The organism is Bdellovibrio sp. HM001 (genome assembly GCF_055397275.1).
Genome location: NZ_AP029174.1, coordinates 873,662 through 892,413, shown reverse-complemented (window position 1 = coordinate 892,413; position 18,752 = coordinate 873,662). Strand labels below are relative to the sequence as shown.

Here is an 18,752-nt window from a genome sequence, read left to right as displayed (position 1 = left end):
TATCAAATCGTTTCAATGTTTATTTAAAAAACTACTTCACCAGATTGCGAATCGCGACATGGTCCACGGAACTGTATCCGTCGAACTTCACAGAGGCATATCCATTGCTGAAGACTTCTCTGACCGTGCCTGTGTACTGATTGTTGTAGATCACGCGATTTCCAACACAGATCCCACCGGAGCAATTCATGGCGTGCCCCAAACGTTTGGTCTCGATGTAATCACTGCCAGAGTAACCATCAAAGCGCACCGCCGCTGTGCCATTGGCAAAAATCTCTCGGATAGTACCAACGTACACACTGCTGCCCGCGAATAGAACTCTTGTTCCCACAGAGAAGCTACCAACAGAAGAAACCGGCTTCGTCAAACGGTCGGCTTTGATGTAGTCATAACCACCGTAGCCATCAAAACGAACTTTGGCTGAACCATCACCGAAGATCTCGGCCACGCGCCCCAAATAGTGGTTGCTGCCGTTGTAATAAAGTACGCGATCATCCACACAGATGCCCGAAGCGCAGGATTTATTCTTGTTCAATCTCTGGGTGGTGACGTAATCATTGCCGGAATACCCATCAAAGCGAACTGAAGCCTGACCACCGGCAAACACTTCCTGAACTGTGCCCGCATAATGATTGGAACCACTTTTGTAGACCACGCGATCTCCGCTGCAGATCTCGTCTGCACATTTCACAGACTTTTTGAGGCTTGCTGATCTGATATAAGACGGAGAACCGTAACCCGGGAAGCGCACCTGATGTTTGCCATCAGCAAACGACATCGTGATCACACCAACATAGCTATTTGAGGAACTCTGGAACAGAACCCGGTCCCCGACGCAAAGACCATTTTTACAATTCACGGAACGCCCCAGGTTCTTGACATCTATTATGGATGGCTCAGAATAGCCCTCAAATTTTACACGCGCCTTGCCGGATTCAAAGATCTCAACCACCTGACCAACATAGTCATTGCCGTTGTCAAAATGAACTTTGTCACCGACGCGGATCACAGCCAGCTCTTCCGTGTGGTTACCCGGGGCCGGCAGTGGTGCCGGTGTGGATGATTTCACAGCCGGCCCTTGCGCCGTCATATTCAGCGCCCCAGCATAAGACATTGCTGTCAGCAACAGATCACTTTCCACACCATAGGACTCTGCACGGATTTCGATCGCCGTGACTCTTTCACTGACATTGAGGTTCCCGGAAGAAAGCGTGGTGCCCGTGTTGGCGACAGCAGAATTGCGTAGTTCTCGCACGTCCACTCGCTGTCCACCGGCCAGAAGCAAGGTCACTTCATGAACTTTCAAACGGCTCTTCAAAATTTTAATTTCAAGATTCTGCAAAGTGATAGGTTCACGCAAAGTAACCTTACGAATTTCTCCGTCTTTTCTGCGGGACAGCTCATTGACCTGAACCTGTCCCGTGTACTGACGACTTACATCTTCCGTCACAGGAGGTGGTGGAGTTTTTGGACCGGGTTGTTGAGTTGTGGTCACGGTTTCAGTGACTGCCATCTCGCCGGACTCTCCGGGCACAGGCAAATCAGAAATCACTTCTGCATAGGCAGATGCCTGCATCATTGTCAGCGCCAAAAGCACCGTCGCCACTAACCTACGTTCCATAGCAAGGACTCCCATCAAGTAACTCATTTTTTGAACAACCTCCCTAAAGCAAGGTACATACCAAAATGAGTTCCACTTAATTCCGCGTTCGAAAAAAGAAGTTGATCAGAAGTTTGTCAGCTTGCCCCTTTTTGTCTTTTTGCAGTTTACATAACCGCAACGGGCAAACAGACTATTCTCAAGATAGCAATTGGAGATTCATCAAGGAGCCACATTATATGAAAGCACTTCCACTGCTTGCCGCCGTCATCTTGTCCCTTGTTCTGGGCGCAACAGCCTGCAGCCCGAACTCTGCGTCGTTATCGAGTTCCAACGAAAGTTCTTCATTTGATATTATAGGTGGTACACCTATATATGAGCGCGCCAGCCAGGCGGCTCGCAGTGTGGTTTTACTTGATATCAAAAATCGTTTTGGCCAATCCTTGGGTTTCTGCACGGCCACCCTGATCGGGCCTCAGACGATTCTTTCTGCAGCCCACTGCTTTGATGAAAGTCGTATCAAGGGTTTTGCAGGCTTTGATGTGCGCTTTACGAATAACTACGATATCTCCAACTCGGTCGCCCGCAAAGGTTTGAATTACCAGCGTCATGGCACTTACAACTCCACCCTACGCTATGACCATGACATTGCAGTGGCCACCTTCCAGGGGGGCATCCCCGAAGGCTATGGCTATGTGGATATCGACATGGACACCAAGGCCAACTATGCGAACAAAACGGTCTATGTCTATGGATATGGGCGTTCGAAAGACTACACCGGGCGTCCGGGGGAGGATTCGTGGGCCTCGATCGGTCAGCTCCACAAAGGAATCATGAAGGTTGAAAGCACCTACAGCCGCTTTGCCGATCGCTACTGGCTGAACTCGGAAGTGCCGTCCTTTATATGCCAGGGCGATTCTGGGGGACCACAGTTCTTTCATGAAGGGGGAACCCTGAAGGTGATCGGCGTGAATTCGGCCGTCTTGGGTAAAAAACTTCCTAACGGCTTCAGCAGCTGCAAAGGCATTGGTCAGGCCACGAAGGTCGCACCATTTGCCGGATGGATTGCAAAAACACGCACCAAACTGCTGAGCATGTCCCAAGAGTTTGTCGAGTAAACTCTTGGTGTTTTACTACCACTGAATTTTTGGAAACATCTTTAGCGCATTGATTTTGGTCTGCTCACACAGTTGCTCAAGGCTGATCCCCTTGAGATCCGCTACGAACTTGGCGGTGTGAAGCACATAAGCCGGCGTGTTCTTTCTTCCGCGCATTGGAATCGGCGCCAGGAAGGGAGAATCCGTCTCCACATGAATGCGATCCAGCGGCAGCATTTTGACGGTTTCACGCAGACTGTCGGCACTTTTGAAAGTCACAACGCCACTGATAGAGATATTAAATCCGACGTCCAAAGCCTGACGCGCCAGCCACTCCGTCCCCGTAAAGCAGTGGATCAGACCATTCACTTCACCTTTGAACTCTTTTAGAATCTCAATCGTGTCTTCTTCCGCATCCCGCGTATGGATTTCTACAGGCATCTTGGTGCGTTTGGCGATCTCTAGCTGAGCCCGGAAGGCTTCTTTCTGCAGATCCCGCGGGGAATTGTCATAATAATAGTCCAGTCCGATTTCACCGACAGCCACCACACAAGGCTCGCTGACGTGCTCTTCAATAAACTTCCCTGCCGCTTCGGTGTAGGTGCCTCCGTCATGCGGATGAACCCCAAGGGTACAGTACACTTCGGGATAGTATTTGCGGGCGATGTCCAGGACGATAGGATGATCCTCGGGCTGGGTCCCAATGGTGATGATCTTCTTCACGCCCACGGCTTTGGCGTTTTGAATAGCGGCGTCAACACCCTCTTCGAGCATGTTCAAATGTGCGTGAATATCAATCCATTCCATGGGGCGCAGTATATTCAACACCTCTAACAACTGTCTAGCCTGTTTTGTCACCAGGCCTGCTTAGATCCCCTATATTACAGACAAACAGGCCCAGCCTTTGCTTTTAAGGACTCTGAGTGAATTTTTATTTATTGAGTCTCATTCTGAGACATCAGGGAGCATTATGAAAAAGGCCTTTATAAGCGCTATTCTCGTTTCCTCCAGCCTCGCGGCCCAAGCCCAGGAAGCCAGCGGACTGAGTTCTGCCTATGCGTTCGGTGGAGCTTGTGCCTCCCAAGGGGTTTGGACTCAGAATGCTCTTTCCGCCACACAGAATTTACGCAAAATCACTTTGCAGTTAAAAGATGATCCAAACTGTCAGGCTCTGGGAAATGCCACCCGAGCGGCTATCGACGAACTTCAAGGACAGGTTAAAAACGTCTCTGACAGCCCCAAGCGCTCGGCCCGTCTGTCACAGATCCCGGCCGAAATCGAAGCTCTGCGCACTTTTGCCACCAGCAGTCCTGAGATGAAAAATCAGGTCATGAAACTGATGATGAATCGATCGATTGAAGGCGCAACCCTTTCCGCCCAAGTGGGCGCTGACAACGCCAGCACTGCCATGGCGCAAAACATGTCCAGTCGCCTGGAAGATTTTGGAGAAAGAATTCAACGAAGCACCAAAGCTGGTATCGGCATCCTCAATAAAGTCGTCGACAGCCTTCCCCAACTGGATCAGTGTTTGATGGGCGATAGCCAGCAAGTGATGGGTAACTTCCTGGCCTCCACGATTCAGGTGGCGACAGCCTTTGCGGATTCTGGACAGGATTCCACAGGCAGTCAGATGGCCACCCTAGTGTCCAAACTTTCCAGCGTCGTGCGCGAACGCAAATTTTCAAAAGTTCTAAGAAAACTCAACGAACAGGAATTCCTGGCTTCCATGTCCTGTTTGATGGAAGTCACCAGTGAATCCTACTGTCAGGCCCGCGATGCCATGAGTTTATTCAAAGATGGCATGAACAATATCGAATGGCGCCAGGAAAAAGGCAGCAAAGTGGATGCAAAAAATCCGTTCCTGGGTCATTACGTTCTAAATACCCACATTCCGAACATCACCAAATGGATGCAAAAGATCCAGATCGGGGTAGACCCGAAACTTCCGACCGATGCAGACTTCCAAAACCGCATCCAGCAGGAAGTAGCAGACTTCTATAAAGGTCTAAAGACTTTGCTGGGAACATATAACTCCACTTTGATGACCATCAAACAGCTTCCGTCTTTGGAAGCCAAACAAAATGCCGTGGTGAAATTGGTTAAAACAATTTCCGAAGCCATGATCAACGGTGAAGGCTTCCGCGGTGAAGGCCGTACGAACTTCTTCACCATGAATAAGACTCCGCTGAAAATTCCGTTCTTCCTGATCGGAATGGATGAGGTCCCTGACCAGGTGGCTGGTAAAGCCGTGGGTATGATGCCGATTTCAGCCGACGCCTGGTTACAAGCCCACTATACAGAGCTTAAACAATTCCAAGACCCGGTGACCTTGGCTGAAACGATCGGTCGCAACATGCAGGATCTGGGGCGCGAAGCCAACATCTCGGTTATTTCCTACTTCAGCAACTGGTACATCGTTGATAAGCAGGCTTTGGTGAACGAAGCCCTGACGGATGTAAACTACACCGTGAAGGACAGCTTGCGTGTGATCCATGACTATCTGGATATCGTGAAGGTGCGCGTGGAAAAATCCGGCGATGCCTCTGTGGTATCCACAATCATGGACACCCAGTCCCGTATCAGCCGTATTTTGAACAGTTTTGATGAAGTCGAGCGTATCGGTAAAACCTTTGCATCGAAAGTGAATGCTCGTAACTTGACGGAAGAGGACATCAAGTCAGCAGCGACAGCAGCAGAAAAGCTGATCAACACGGTCTTTGATGAATTCATGGTGATGCAGGCTCGCTCTGGCTTCCTGGCAAACCGCCTGGTGAACTTCGTTTATCAGGACTATATCCAGCTCTTGAAGTCAGAGGAAAACTTCACAGAGAAGCAAAAAGAGATCTTCATCCAGGCCGGCATGGCGGCTTTGGACCGTATGCTGCAAATGTATAACGGGAATCCAGCCAACATTCAGTCTGACTTGAACATGGCTTTGAAGATCAACAAAGGAAATCTGGAAGCTCTGGAAGAACTTTTAAAGGACAACATCATTGCCAACATCGCAACGCTAAAACGCGTCAGCGACGGTCGCACGGGCCGCATGAGCACGATGGTGGACTCAACTCACCGTCTGATGCTGGACTTTATGAAGGATGACTGGGATCTTATCACGAATCCGACGTCTGCTTTGGGCATTTACATGTACTACTTCAAACATGCGGACCGCTATCCGTTGAAAAGCACTGGTACGACGTCACCGCAGAGTGAGTTCGATGAGTCCTCTTACCTGCAAGCGCAACTGTGTGTACAGGCTTTGGCCTTTAACGATCAAAGAGCTTTGAAAACGATCTGTAACGGCACCGTCCTGAAGTCCCCGTTCAAAGGCGTCACAGGCTACGATATGTCCTACGATCAGCGACTGAACAGCCACTTGAACGACAAAGGAGTGAGCAAACAAATGCAACAGGCTTTGAACCACTCTGAACGCATCTGCGCCTTCCGCGACTTCAACCGTAAGAACATGGTGCTGTTCATGTCGATTAATAAGAAATAAGCTTTCGCAAAGCCCTTGATAGAATCGCGGGCGTCGCAAAGTTCACGAAAAACAAAAAGGACTGCCGCAGGGCGGTCCTTTTTGTTTTACAACCGCATCAATGTCGGTGAGCTTGTTTTTTCCAATTAAAATAACTAAGGACGCGTGGAAATATAAAACTCTTCCACAACCAATTGCGGGTCACGGTTGGCGCCGAAGGCTTGTTCTACTTGCAAAGCTTTTTGGACAAGTCTTAGCAGATACTGACGATCGAGTTCTGCCAGGGATTTAATCAACGGAGCCTGATCCAGATTCACGATCTGGGTCTTTGCACCCTCTTGCAGACAGATGGCGTCTTTCACAAAGCCGATCCAGTAAGAAATCATGCGCTGACCTTGGGCGCGGTCTTTGAATTCTGTACGCCATAGTTCATTGAGCAGAAAATCACTGTCCTGAATAAACAACGTCAGAATCTCAACCGCTTTTTCGCGCACTTCCTGTTCGGGACCTTCCTGCAATTGCGCCAGCTTTTCAAAGCTGCCACCGGCGGCCTTCAAAGCCCAGGTCGGAGCTTTCACTTTTTTGCCCAGATCTTCCTGAGTCAATGGACGGAACTGCACAATGCGGGAACGCGAACGGATCGTTGGCAAAATCCCCGCCACACTTGGCGCAATCAAAAAGAAGAAGGTGCCTTCCGGCGGTTCTTCCAAAGTTTTCAGCAAAGAGTTGGCGGCTTGCGGATTCAGGGTCTGCGCCTGATCAATGATGATCACACGATTGCCCGTCAGACTTTTCAAGCTTAGGAATTCCAGAACCTCTTTGGCCTGTTCCATCTTAATGTTCGCCCCGGACGGAGCAATGACTTTCAAACCCTCGTGACTGCCTTGAGACATACGGAAACAGGACGGGCACTTGCCACAGCCCCGCTTGCTGGAAGGACAAAGCAGAGCCTGTGCAAACCCCATGGCAGTCAGTTTTTTGCCGATACCTCCGGGACCGACAAACAAAAACGTCTGGCCCGGTCTTCCGTTTTCGAAAGACTCTACCATTTTTTTGATTGTCTCCTGATGTCCCAGGACGAAATCGAGCATACGTGCCACAGGTTGCAATTCCTTTTAGTTCAAAATTTTTCTGTCTGCCAAAGCCTGAAGAAGTTGCTTGAAAAGAACTTCCGGAGTTTCACGCGCATCCAGAACCAACCACGCGGCCTCATCAGCGCGAGCTTGTTGCAGGAAGGACTGACGTACTTTTTCATGGAAAGTGTCGGCCTCAGACTCGATACGGTCTTCGCTTTCACCCGTCTGAGCCCCGCGGCCCTGACGACGGCGACGGCTTTCTTCCACAGGAAGATCCAAAAGCACTGTCACATCGGGCTTCAATCCACTGGTGGCAAAGTTGTTCAGCATGACCACATCAGCTTCAGAAATTTCACGCCCACCACTTTGGAAAGCGACAGAGCTTGCAGCAAAGCGGTCACACAAGACCCACAATCCTTGAGCCAGCTTCGGACGGATCACCTGATCGACGTGCTGGGAACGGCTGGCTTCATACAGCAGCAATTCCGTGCGCGGCGTGGGGGCCGGGCCTTCTTTGCGTAAAATCATGTGGCGGATTTCATCACCCAGCGGGGTCCCACCAGGTTCACGCGTGCGATGAAACTCAATGGAGCGTTTTTGCAGCTCTTTTTCCAAAGCTGCCATCAAAGAACTTTTGCCGGAGCCATCAAGCCCCTCGAATACCAGAAATTTCATTTCGCACCGCAATATCTAGTTAAATACGGGGCCGCACGCGCGGCGTCCGCCCAAGTGGACTTTTTCAGATATTGCACGATAGACGTCAACAAATCGCATCGCAACAAGCTGCATTCCGCCGCGAACATCGGCGATTTGGATACGAATAAAGCCAGGAACCACCGGGGACACCGTAATGCGGATCAAAGAATGTCGTTCAAAGCGGTTAGTAAAGGTCAAAAGATCTGCGAAAGGCGGAGGCGGAAACCCCAGGCTGGAGCTTAATCCAGACGCGAAAAACTCTGGCGAAGAAGTGCTGTAACCCGGAATCGCGGGAGGATAAAATGAACTGCCCTTCAGGGTTTCAGCCCCTTGCCTGCGTCCCATGCTCACACCCATTTTGCCGACGATCCCGGCCACCGTCACCGCCGCTTTCGAGTTATCAAAGCGTTCTGAATTATGAAACAGTTCAAACACAAAGGCCTTCTGGGCTTTATTGTATGCCAAGCTAAAACCCACTTCCTGGGCGCCACCGCCGCCTTTATGAAGGACACCGGCTTCGGCGACAATACCCGCAGAAATACTCAGACCAAATTCATTGGAATCAATCACCAGTGGAGCTTGTGACCACAGCTTATAATCCAAACCACGCAAGATCGCCTGAGCGGCCTCGTGACTGCGAACCTGGAACGAACGCTGAACACGAGTTTCAGCTTCCACTTCTTTACCGATAGCTTGTTTGGCTTTTACTTTAACGAAATTCAGACCGTCACCGACAACACTGCCCGCCCCATAGACAAACTTGGTGGCGTTCAAAATACGAGCAGCATTGGTCAGGAAGAGAACACGCATTTCCTGAAACTTCCTCTGGCGATCCGCCGGCAGACTTTCAAATGCTTTCATCGGATCGGCTTCTTCAATCGAACCACCACGGGCCAGGATCTCGGCTTTGACTTTCTCTGGAAGTTTCAGTCCCAGGGCCTCTTTCATCGCCTCGCGGTCCGGTGTTGTTTCGAACTCGAAAACCCGCTCCCGCTCGCCCTGACCGATCTGAATACGCAGGCGTTCGGCTTGCTCTGAAGCCTGCACCTTTTCCAGGGTTGTTTCGATGACCTCGGTTTCGACTGTCTCAATTGAAGACGACAGACCAGCCCACGCCGGGAGGGAAGGAGCTAACAAAGCGGACGCCAACAAAAGGGAACCAAGTAGAGTTTTCATCTTAAGGGCGGCAGTTGCAAACCCAAGACCCGGTGTTTTACATTGCTAACTATTTGATTCCTCTATTTTTCTCTGTTTAGGGCTTAGACAGCGAGCCCAAGCCTGCTCTGTCCTTGGTTCAGCCGACCCTTGACGGTCCCCGAAGCTTCTGGAAGTCTCCTCCCACTATGAAAGAATTTATGAAAGCCTTGATGATTCTTGGGACTCTATGGATGTTGGCTGCCTGCTCTGCGGAAAGCAAAGACGAAAGCTTCAGTTATCAGTTCAGCTATAACGGCTGCGACACCGGGAAACAGACTTTCAACTCGTTGAATGCTTACTGTGATGGTTTGCGTGATGAGGCTCGCAACAAGAGCTGCGCCTACACACTTCGCTATGACACTTTCACTGCAAAATGCCCCGGTAGAATCTGGTAAGGATTAAAACTCCACCACCCAAGTTCCGGCGGATGTTTTATTGAACTTGTAGGTGATCAAAGGCTGCTCGACAGTTTCTGCCGTGCCGCCGGTTTGCTGGCCCACCAGACTTAAAGCCTCGCTAAAATTAAAGCGACGACTGCGTGAGTTTTCAATGCCCCCGGCGATCTTCGCCAAAGTCCGGCGCAGGGAAACCGGATAACTTTTCACGATCACAGCCGCCGTGGCCCGGGTTTGGCTTTGCAATTTCACTTCACTGACCATAACTTCGGATCGTTCCGTCATAAACTCTAAATAAGCTTTGTTCAGCCAATCGGATTGTTTGATATTTTCATCGGCTTCCTGCTGCAGAAGCTCCTGAAACTTTCTTTCTCCCAGCTCCTGAGCTTTCTTTTCAATTTTTCCCTCTTGAGAAGTGCATCCCCCAAGAAGCCCAAAAAACAGGCATAAAATCACAAAGCTGATCTTTTTCATAGACTCTATGGTGACCGGGAAGGCCGCGAGACTCAACACACCCATGACTATGCGCATCAAGTCGCTAGGATTGGGTCACTTTGGGGTGGACGAAAACCTTCAATATCCATATATTTGGGGGTCTTTGGGAGATTACAGAAAATGACTACATTTATCGGCGTTTTGCATATCATCGTTGCTCTCGTTTTGATCGTTTTGGTTTTGATCCAAGACTCAAAAAGCGACGGAGCTTTGGGCATGGGTGGTTCCAGCGGTTCTAACTCTTTGTTGGGTGCAACTGGCGCACAATCTTTGGCTGGCAAAATGACAGTATGGGCAGCCATCATCTTCGCAGTGACTTGCTTGGCTTTGGCGACAATGACTTCTTCCAAAACTAAATCTGTTGTTGATAGCCTTCCGCTGCCAACAGCCCCTTCTCAAGAGCATTTCCCAACTGAAGGAACTGACGCTGCTGCGGGTGCGGCCGCTGTTCCTGCTGCGACTCCTGCTGAAGCGGCAACTCCAGCCGCTTCCCCTGCTGCGACTGCAGCTCCTGCTCAGAAGTAATTTTAGTACATTCCTTACAGGTTCTTCGCTATAGTTTCTCTATGGCGAAGAACAACTGGCTGATCCCATCTCTGATTATCATTGGCGTTATAAGCGTCGCACTTTCTCTCTTCATCGCTTCACAAACTGAAAAAAGCAAACCTGGCGCACGCCCTTTGGCCCGTCTTGAATTGAATCTGGGAAAAGTCTTTGTTCTTCGCAACAACATGACTTCCAAGGAAACCCTGACTCGCAAATCCACCCTGTTCGCCCTGGATTCGGTTGAAACCAGTGTGGATGGCGATGCCACGATGGAATTTGATTCGGCCTATCGTATCCGCATTCTGGAAAACTCGCTCATCACTTTGGATGAAGAAAACGAACGCATTGTTCTGGTGATCAAGCGCGGCGATGTTCAGGTTGAAAACTACGGGCGCGAAGGCAGTGTTTATATTTCCAAAGACGGCGTTCGCTGGACCGCCACCGATTATGAAATGAACTACAAAAAACAAGCTCCGACGGAAACTTTGCCAGACCTGGCCCCGGCAGAGACTGAAGTTGCGGGTTCCCCGGCGGTGAAAGCCGAAGGCCTGACCTCGGAGTTTATTCAGGACACCTTGCGCACACATCGCAATTCGTTCTTTAAGTGTTACACCCAGTTGCTACAAAAAACACCGGGCGTGGTCGGACAGGTTTCCATCAGCTTTACAATTGAAAAAACCGGCAAGGTTCATCAGGCCGATATTGCCAGCAGCAATCTGAACGACCCGGCCTTTAAAAAATGTCTGCTGGAAGCGATTCGCCGTGTGGAGTTTAAAACCTTCGGTGGCGATCCGATTTCAACCGTCTTCCCGCTGCGCTTCGAATAGCGCTATTGTTTAGCAACCTCACGCCATACCTCTAGCGGTAGTCATGGATGTAATCAATGCGATCAGGAATCCAGGGTTCATGCACGCCCTCCATCTCATAGACGTGCCCTTCATCCACCAGCTTTTCTTTCAGTGGCGCGACGCTGGGCTCGTAAGAAGAATGCAGCAGACCTTTTTCGATAAAGAACGGACGAATCTCCAGGTAAGCTCTTTCGCCCAGAACCCCACGACGAATGAATTCGTCGAAGCTTTTCATCAATTCTTCCGGAGTATAGCCGTAGTTATAGACCATATCCTGAACCACGCTGTAGATGGCTTCCAAATTCAAACGATGATCCTGATAAAGATCCAAAGCCACCTGGAAAGTGTTGTAAGTCGCCAAGGTACGGCGGCCAAATTTAAGATAATAATCAGGATCCGTGTCTGTCGCCAGATTGATATAGATCTTTTCAACCGGATCGTTTTCCGGAATCTGCGCCTGCAGCTCCAGAATCGTATTGACCTGCTCGCCTGTGACGTTGAGCTTTTCCAAGATCGAACGGATATCACTGGGCCCCAATCGGCGCGAACAAATATCCGAATACAAATTATAGATGATGGCATCGGTTTCGCTGTCATCACCCCAGCAAATCTGACGGACATTTTCAGCCAGACGAGTGCGCAACTGCAAAAGGGCTTGCAGCTTATAACCCACTTGCTTGGTCAGGCGCCAGAACCGCCCCGGGCGAAGATTTGCCAGATTGTCTTTATAGAAGCAGCCAAACGGCCGGATGTTGTCGAGTGCGAACTTTTCAGAGATCCGCTCTTCCATCTGCGGAGGTGACGCCGTGATGAAATAGATCGGGAAATACATGTAACCTTTTTGCTGCTTGCGGAATTGGGAAAGAGACTGCAGCAAAACATTGGTCCCAGGAATGTTCTTTTTATTGAGAGCCCGCTCCAGAATGGTTGTCATCAACCCGGACAAAGAATCGATGGTCGTATCCAGATAAGTCTTATCGAGATCCCACAAAAAGACCTCTTCGTGACTTTTCTCCATCCCTTCGGAAACATACCGAAAGAACACCACATCCCCATTCATCTCACTTCGATCACGCCAATCCGCCATACCAAGATTCTGAAGCAGCCAAGCCAATAGAGCAAGCAAACACGGCTAGTCAAAAAGGTCCAGATGAAAAGCCGCGCTAACAACCCGTTGTATTTACCGGCTCCGCCATCTGACGGCAGCGGACTTGAGCTTTCGAACACTTCACACGCAGGTGGAAGTGATTGTGGTGGTCTTTTTCAGAGATCAGACGACGCAGGGTTTGCGCCGCCAGGCTTTGCATATCGCCTTTTTTAAGCTCTCCCGTGGCAATCGCATGTTCACACAGGGCCTTCTTCAAAGTCCCGTGAATAAAGATACGATCGATCAACTGAGTATTAACAACTTCCTTAAAGAGCTTCCATTGCTGCTTCATCATCCAGTTCGGATGAGGTTTATTAATGGTCACAGCAGATGTGAACGCGCCTTGCAAATTCTTATTGTCGAAATAAAAAGCCACGTCCGCATCCAGACCGTTGGTGTGGGACTTATGACGTCCCAGCTTCCCACCCTTTTCTCGGGACAAGTCGCCGATGGGCAGCTCATAGCCAGGCATATCCTTTTTCGTAAGATTTGCCATTTGGACGATGATGTAAGCCAGCTCATTGGTCGCAAAGTGAGCCTTACGTTCCGGACGGATCACGTGGAAACCTGCCGGTTGATGATTCTTTTCATACACCAGCATATTAGCCGCATTTTCCAAGCGACCAGCATTCACAGCTCCGATGGCCTGACTGACCTTGTTGATGACGGGTCCCACCGCAGGGGTTTCTTTTTTAGGCTCTTCCTTGGGCTCCTGCTTTGGTTCCTCTTTTTTGGGTTCTTCCTTCTTAGGCTCGTCCTTTTTGGGAGGAGCTGTTTTAGGTTCCTCTTTTTTAGGAGGAGCTTCCGTCTTAGGTGGCACTTTTTTAGGTTCTTCTTTGCGCGGCGGAGTCTCTGGCTTTGGCAGATCTTTTTTGGGCTCCTGCTGCTTTGGCTCTTCCTTCTTAGGCTCTTCTTTTTTCACTTCCGGCTTTTTGACTTCCAGAATTTTTTCGATATCATCCACAACGTCACCGACGTAACGGCCTGGCTCACCTTCCACATCATCAGAACCGCCTTCGGTTTCCAAGTCTTCCTCTGGAAGCTGCTCTTCCTCTGGATCAGCGGCTGTCAGATCATCCTGAATGGACTCGACCTGATGATGATAAACGATGTCATTGTGGTACACATAGATATCAATGAAAGACGAACGGCAGTCACCGGATTCACTTAAACAAGTGGCTTTGGCGGCCACTTTCAAGGACTCGGACTGCGCCTGTGCAAGGTTCATCGGTTTTAACACGATAAAGCCATTTGCATCCAGGACACCCGCCAGATTCAGATCCACAGTCTGCACGGTCTTGCTTCGTACGGGAAGAAACTCCACACGCCCCTTCAAGGTCATGCCTTTGGTGGTGGAATCGAAGTTCACACTCACATCCTGAACACGGGTTGAGCCACGAACGACTTTGTATCCTTCTTCATCTTGAATATTCGGCTGGGCGGGTTCGTAGGTGGTTTTCACCTCAGAACCCTGCTCACGGGAATCCGGCGCACAACCGGTGGTCATCATAACAAAGGAAACTAAAATGGTGAGTGTCTTGGTAAAGTACTTCATCCTGCCGAATACGTTGCAAAAACGTGTCCCAAAGGAGACGCACTTTGTATTGAAATTAAACAGTACCCGCTACTTCAGGACTGTCGAAGTTTTAGATAGATAGGACGTGAATTGTTCCCGCAGCTCCCTGTTGCCCAGCTCGTAAAGGTCGCCATGATGTCCCCCGGGGATCACCCAGATCTCTTTGGGGGCCGCCGCTTCTGCAAACATCCTGTGGGTGTTTTCCGGCTCAACAGCCTTGTCATCGGACCCTGTTATAAACAGCATCGGAATCGGTGAAAACTGGCTTAGCGAGGCCGGGGCATACTCATCACTTAAAGCGAGATAAGTCATTGGCTGCAACGGCCATGTCCACCAACGACGACTTAAGACATCACGGCCCATACCCTTATAAGAGCGGAAACTGGCTTCGATCACAATGTTGCGCACGGGAATGCGGTCTTTGATTTCTTCAGCGGTCTTCAATGCCACAATCCCCCCAAGACTGTGGCCATAAATAATCAAAGGACGAGAATCTTTTTTCTGATGCAACCATTCCGCAGCGGCTATCCCCGCTTCGACGGTGCTTTCCGGACTGGGTTTGCCATCAGAAAGACCATAACCGGGGTAATCAAAGATGAAGTAGTTGTAGCCTTGGGCTGGCAACCAATGAAACATCAAAAAATGTGATGTGATGTTTTCCGCATTGCCATGAAAGAATAGCATCGTGCCACGACTGTCTTTTTGTGCAGAGGCAAAATACCAACCATGGACCGTGTTGCCCGATTGGGTTTTTAGGAAGACATCCTCTGGCTGCATTTTGACCTTGGCCGGATCAAAAAGCTTTTCTTTCATTGGATAATAAAAAAACGACTGACATCCCGTCAGAGATATCGTCGCAATGCATCCGAAAAAGAAACGGCGAAGCCTGGAAAACTTTGTCATACTGAAATCATGAAACGATTTGAACATCAATGGCAAGACTATAAGTGGGTAGACTGCGAAGCTCCTTCGCAAGAGGAACTTTTAAAGCTGGCCGAAGAGTTTCCAATCCCTTTAAATGCCCTGATGAGTTGTCTGGATCCGGAACATCTCCCCTCTTGCACGTTCTTTGAAAAGTCCTGCTTTTTCATTCTGCGCCACCACGATGCTACGGCAAAACCCAAGGCCGGAACCATTCAATCTTTAACCACCAAAATCGCGTTCTTCGTCGGACGAGACTTTGTCCTGACCATTCATCGCGCCCCCCTAGAATGCATTAACATCAAAAAAGACAAAGTGGCTTTTGAACAGATCCCCTTGCTGGCCCTGGTCAAATCCCTTTGCCTGCAAACGGTGAAAAGCTTTGATGCCCCTTTGGATGAACTCGATGCTAAAACAGATGTTATCGAAGAGCGCGTTTTCACCCTGAAACGCCGAAGCATTCTGCGGGAAGGCTATCAGATCAAACGCAAAGCCGCTTCGTACCGTAAGATTTTTAAGTTCACCCTGGATGTCTTTAACAAAATTCATCAGCACGAAGAACTGCCCCTGCGAGATCTTCAACAGGTGCGCGAGCCCCTGGAAAAGCTCAGCTTCTATGCCGATGACATCTATGAAGAGATCACCGGACTCTTAAGCCTGCATCTTTCCCTGATGTCACAAAAGACGAACGAGGCTTCGTACCGCACCAATGAAGTGATGCGGGTGTTGACCGTGTTCTCGATCTTCTTCCTGCCACTGAACTTCATTGCCGGAGTCTATGGAATGAACTTCGAAAACATGCCCGAGCTGCATCAGCCCAACGGTTACTATGTCACGCTCAGCTTTATGCTGTTCGTGGTGATCGGAATCACTTACTGGATCTACAAAAAGGGCTGGTTGAAGAAAGACGAGCTCTGACCGAAATTAGGTCCGAGCCCGTGCCTGAACAAACGAATAGAAAAAGACTGCATTCGGGTCATTGGCCACCCGGGCCATTTCATCTTTCATCCCCTGCACGACTTCTTCAGAAATACATTTAGCTTCGATCAACTGTTCACTGGCACTCAGAAGAAGTTCCGTCCAATACTCGATGCAATCCTTGCGCGCCTGGGGATAGCGGTTGTCCAGGAACCAGGTTTTGATCTCGGTGTGAATATCATGGTATCCCAGCTGCATCAGGAAGTTCCCAAGCTTCGCACCGACAAAGGGATCACCACGCTGCTCGAGCTGGTATTCATTAAAGGCCATCCAGTATTTCCAGACATTCGGAGAATAAGGATCCAGGAAGAAAGACGCATTCATCACTTCTGTCACGTACACGACGGACCCTGGGCGCAGGACACGGCGAACCTCTGACAAAACACGAATCGGATCCGGAACGTGCTCCAAAATCCAACACAAGAAAGCGCCATCAAAAGAGTTCGACTGGAACTTCATGGAGGTGGCATCCATCTCCTGTAAGTGAAAACGCCCTTGTGCAAAAGGCAGACTGGAAAGTCTTTGCTGAGCTGCCGCCAGTTGTTTGGTGCTGCGGTCTATACCGGTTAATTGCAGATCGGGGAAACGGCGCAAAAGGATTTCACTTTGGGCCCCGACTCCACAGCCGACCTCGAGCAAATCCTTTACATTGGACAAATTGATATTCTGGTAAACCGTATGCTCGCCGAAGCGCGCCTGTTTGCGCAGGCGATCTTGTTCTTCCGCGGTGAAACCATGCAGGTAAGGAAAATCAGCCATTAAACACCTCAATAGTAATTTAATAGCTGCAGACTGCTTTCCTCAAGGAATCTCTGGTTACGGTACACAGCGCGAAGTCCCCAAGTCTTGCTGAAACTCCATTGCGTCTGAATCTGGGTTTTTAGATAGTCCTGTCGGTCCCATGATGAGTCGCGGCGGTACTGCGCCAAAGCCTCTACAGACCAATATAAGTTCACCTGATAATGCAAATCCACCAACGGACCGGCACCGCCCCATAAATTGTTTTCTGACAACGTCGCGCCGTAATGCACTTCGCCCTGCAACTGGGCTGTTAAATCAAACTTTCCAAGACCATAAGTCCAGCCATAACCCAGACGAACCACGGCCTCATGGACGGGGTTGAAGTTTTCATTTTGAGTGCGCTCCACCCCCAACTTGAATCTCCAGGAGTTTTCCGGCAACAAGGAAGTCCACTCACTGGCAGAGATCAACTCAAAGGCCGAGAAGTTTTCCAGATCAAACTTCTTTCGACCGGGTTCGGAATAGGATTCTCCATAGGAAAAATCCAAATCAAAAAAGGAAATCTGGGAATAGCGAGGATAGCCCCACGCCGGATCCAGACGATCATGTAATGCGAAACGATGGGACAACAACAGATAATCGCGGTCCGCCGTATCGTGCTTGACACCCAGGCCCCAACGGCCTGAAGGATGCGCCAGGTGAGGTTGATCTTGCGGCATTGGATTTATCGCCACAGCTTCCGGAGCCAGCTCAATTTCACTGCGCTTACCAAGCACCCGCATTTTCAACTGACCTTCGCGACTCGCCTCTTGCACTTCTTTGGAGTATCGAAAATCAATGAAGTCAATAAAAGTGTCCAAAACACGCGCCTGCGAAGCTGCGGGACTTTTCAAAAACTCCTGCGAATAGACGATTTCATCCTGCACCGTGATTTGATGAGCCAACCAAGACAACTGATCTTTTTCACTGTCTGTCAGCCGATTCCAGCGCACAAAGAAAACTTCCCGCACAGAGGGACGATAAGCGAAGGACTTCACCAGATCTGTTTTCGTCCAGAGAACACGCACGGTGTCTGCCGGTATCACATACTGATCCAGTTTGCTTAGTACGTCCACACTCGGATCTGCGGCTTCCAGAATGCTCAGCATGTGATAGGAGCAGTTTTCAGTCAGATACCAGTAATCAATCCGGGCCGGTCCCAGTTCCCACACATGCGCCACCAGCATCGCGACGGCTTCAGGTCCCAGGCGCAGTTCGTACTCCCACAAGTCGCGCGACTCTGCATTGTTGTATTCACGAACTTTGTAATAGTAAGGAATCGCGCGGAAGGTGCCTGGGAACATTCCAAACAAGCCTTTAAATCCGTATAGGAAAGCGTTGTTGGTGTCTGTGTCCGCTGCGTAGTTCAGGCCATAGTCCAAAAGCTCGTGGCGCTGACCATCTTTTGCGGAGGGCTTTTTATTAATGCGCAAAAACGTATGACCAAAAGCCGAAGAGGGATTGTTCATGTAATAACTTGAGAACACCAAAGAGACGGACTCGCCTTGCAGACCTTTGGCAAAAGCCTCGTAGCGTTCGCAGGAAAGGTCCGGCCACTGAATCTTGAGATCTTTCAGTTGTCCCTTCAACCAGCGATAGCGCGCCGGAAAGCGGCATTGTGCGCGATCGTTGACATCAGTGGCCTCTCCTTGAAAGAAATTCTGTGCCGTGGCTTCAAGTTCGGCCACAGGATTCTTTTTCCCGACGGGTGAATAGAAGAAAGAATCACTGTCGATCTGACTTTCCTGAATACGGAAAAAATCTTTTTCAAAGTGCAAAAGCTTATGCCACTGCCGCTGGTTGCCAAGTCGGCGATCACGAATGGATTTTAGTACTAAATCCCAGTCGGCAGAGGCAGAAAAGGCCTCTTGCGAGGCCCCAAAAATCAAAACAAAAGCTAAGAAAATCCAACGCATAAACCCATC

Annotated in this window: 17 protein-coding genes; 6 read left to right on the top strand and 11 right to left on the bottom strand. The window is 49.7% G+C overall.

The genetic code is table 11. The annotated features are described in order from the left end of the window. Positions 1–31 precede the first annotated feature (31 nt). Positions 32–1,621, bottom strand: a complete 1,590-nt coding sequence (locus tag ACZ5ZZ_RS04385) for a beta-sandwich domain-containing protein (RefSeq protein WP_464141433.1) — start codon at positions 1,619–1,621, stop codon at positions 32–34. Between the two features lie 218 nt (positions 1,622–1,839). Here ACZ5ZZ_RS04385 and ACZ5ZZ_RS04380 point away from each other — a divergent pair, with 218 nt between their 5' ends. Then, on the top strand, positions 1,840–2,718 hold the full coding sequence (locus ACZ5ZZ_RS04380) for a S1 family peptidase (protein ID WP_464133738.1): 879 nt from the start codon (positions 1,840–1,842) through the stop codon (positions 2,716–2,718). Positions 2,719–2,733: 15 nt separating this feature from the next. Here ACZ5ZZ_RS04380 and ACZ5ZZ_RS04375 read toward each other — a convergent pair whose 3' ends face one another. Next, the gene (locus ACZ5ZZ_RS04375) at positions 2,734–3,504 is read right to left on the bottom strand and encodes a TatD family hydrolase (protein WP_464141431.1); all 771 of its coding nucleotides are present in this window, start codon (positions 3,502–3,504) and stop codon (positions 2,734–2,736) included. A 163-nt stretch (positions 3,505–3,667) separates the two neighbouring features. Here ACZ5ZZ_RS04375 and ACZ5ZZ_RS04370 point away from each other — a divergent pair, with 163 nt between their 5' ends. Next, on the top strand, positions 3,668–6,193 hold the full coding sequence (locus ACZ5ZZ_RS04370) for a hypothetical protein (protein ID WP_464141430.1): 2,526 nt from the start codon (positions 3,668–3,670) through the stop codon (positions 6,191–6,193). A 134-nt stretch (positions 6,194–6,327) separates the two neighbouring features. On the opposite strand, the gene ACZ5ZZ_RS04365 is transcribed toward ACZ5ZZ_RS04370, so the two are convergent. From ACZ5ZZ_RS04365 to ACZ5ZZ_RS04355, 3 genes are read right to left on the bottom strand one after another with little or no spacing between them, the layout of a single operon-like run. Then, entirely contained in the window at positions 6,328–7,263 is a 936-nt protein-coding gene (locus tag ACZ5ZZ_RS04365; RefSeq protein ID WP_464135179.1) for a DNA polymerase III subunit delta' C-terminal domain-containing protein, read from the bottom strand. A gap of 24 nt (positions 7,264–7,287) precedes the next feature. Next, the gene (gene tmk / locus ACZ5ZZ_RS04360; protein WP_464141429.1) at positions 7,288–7,923 is read right to left on the bottom strand and encodes a dTMP kinase; all 636 of its coding nucleotides are present in this window, start codon (positions 7,921–7,923) and stop codon (positions 7,288–7,290) included. A 15-nt stretch (positions 7,924–7,938) separates the two neighbouring features. Beyond that, positions 7,939–9,120 carry a hypothetical protein gene (locus ACZ5ZZ_RS04355; protein WP_464141427.1) on the bottom strand — a complete coding sequence of 394 codons (1,182 nt, stop codon included), beginning with the start codon at positions 9,118–9,120 and terminating at the stop codon, positions 7,939–7,941. Positions 9,121–9,287: 167 nt separating this feature from the next. On the opposite strand from ACZ5ZZ_RS04355, the gene ACZ5ZZ_RS04350 reads away from it, so the two are divergent. Further along, positions 9,288–9,536, top strand: coding sequence for a hypothetical protein (locus ACZ5ZZ_RS04350; protein ID WP_464133729.1), 249 nt, complete (start codon positions 9,288–9,290; stop codon positions 9,534–9,536). Positions 9,537–9,539: 3 nt separating this feature from the next. Here ACZ5ZZ_RS04350 and ACZ5ZZ_RS04345 read toward each other — a convergent pair whose 3' ends face one another. Next, on the bottom strand, positions 9,540–10,010 hold the full coding sequence (locus ACZ5ZZ_RS04345) for a hypothetical protein (protein WP_464141425.1): 471 nt from the start codon (positions 10,008–10,010) through the stop codon (positions 9,540–9,542). Between the two features lie 141 nt (positions 10,011–10,151). Between ACZ5ZZ_RS04345 and secG the strand changes: the two genes are divergently transcribed. Together secG and ACZ5ZZ_RS04335 are read left to right on the top strand one after the other, a co-directional pair. Next, a complete protein-coding gene (gene secG, locus ACZ5ZZ_RS04340) occupies positions 10,152–10,556 on the top strand; it encodes a preprotein translocase subunit SecG (RefSeq protein ID WP_464117977.1) in 405 nt (134 codons plus the stop codon). Between the two features lie 41 nt (positions 10,557–10,597). Then, the gene (locus ACZ5ZZ_RS04335) at positions 10,598–11,404 is read left to right on the top strand and encodes a TonB family protein (RefSeq protein WP_464133725.1); all 807 of its coding nucleotides are present in this window, start codon (positions 10,598–10,600) and stop codon (positions 11,402–11,404) included. 31 nt (positions 11,405–11,435) lie between these two features. Here the strand turns inward: ACZ5ZZ_RS04335 and ACZ5ZZ_RS04330 are convergent, their stop codons facing one another. The 3 genes from ACZ5ZZ_RS04330 to ACZ5ZZ_RS04320 form a co-directional block, all read right to left on the bottom strand. Then, the gene (locus ACZ5ZZ_RS04330) at positions 11,436–12,512 is read right to left on the bottom strand and encodes a phosphatase domain-containing protein (RefSeq protein WP_464141423.1); all 1,077 of its coding nucleotides are present in this window, start codon (positions 12,510–12,512) and stop codon (positions 11,436–11,438) included. A gap of 76 nt (positions 12,513–12,588) precedes the next feature. Continuing rightward, positions 12,589–14,127 (bottom strand): penicillin-insensitive murein endopeptidase, encoded by a 1,539-nt coding sequence (locus ACZ5ZZ_RS04325; protein ID WP_464141421.1) that lies wholly within the window; start codon positions 14,125–14,127, stop codon positions 12,589–12,591. A 69-nt stretch (positions 14,128–14,196) separates the two neighbouring features. Then, a complete protein-coding gene (locus ACZ5ZZ_RS04320) occupies positions 14,197–14,961 on the bottom strand; it encodes an alpha/beta hydrolase (protein WP_464141420.1) in 765 nt (254 codons plus the stop codon). A 99-nt stretch (positions 14,962–15,060) separates the two neighbouring features. Between ACZ5ZZ_RS04320 and ACZ5ZZ_RS04315 the strand changes: the two genes are divergently transcribed. Next, positions 15,061–15,987: a CorA family divalent cation transporter gene (locus tag ACZ5ZZ_RS04315; RefSeq protein ID WP_464117983.1), complete on the top strand. Its 927-nt coding sequence runs from the start codon at positions 15,061–15,063 to the stop codon at positions 15,985–15,987. 6 nt (positions 15,988–15,993) lie between these two features. On the opposite strand, the gene ACZ5ZZ_RS04310 is transcribed toward ACZ5ZZ_RS04315, so the two are convergent. Together ACZ5ZZ_RS04310 and ACZ5ZZ_RS04305 are read right to left on the bottom strand one after the other, a co-directional pair. Further along, a complete protein-coding gene (locus ACZ5ZZ_RS04310; protein ID WP_464117984.1) occupies positions 15,994–16,806 on the bottom strand; it encodes a methyltransferase domain-containing protein in 813 nt (270 codons plus the stop codon). Positions 16,807–16,814: 8 nt separating this feature from the next. Next, positions 16,815–18,743, bottom strand: a complete 1,929-nt coding sequence (locus ACZ5ZZ_RS04305; protein WP_464141418.1) for an Lnb N-terminal periplasmic domain-containing protein — start codon at positions 18,741–18,743, stop codon at positions 16,815–16,817. Positions 18,744–18,752: the final 9 nt, after the last annotated feature.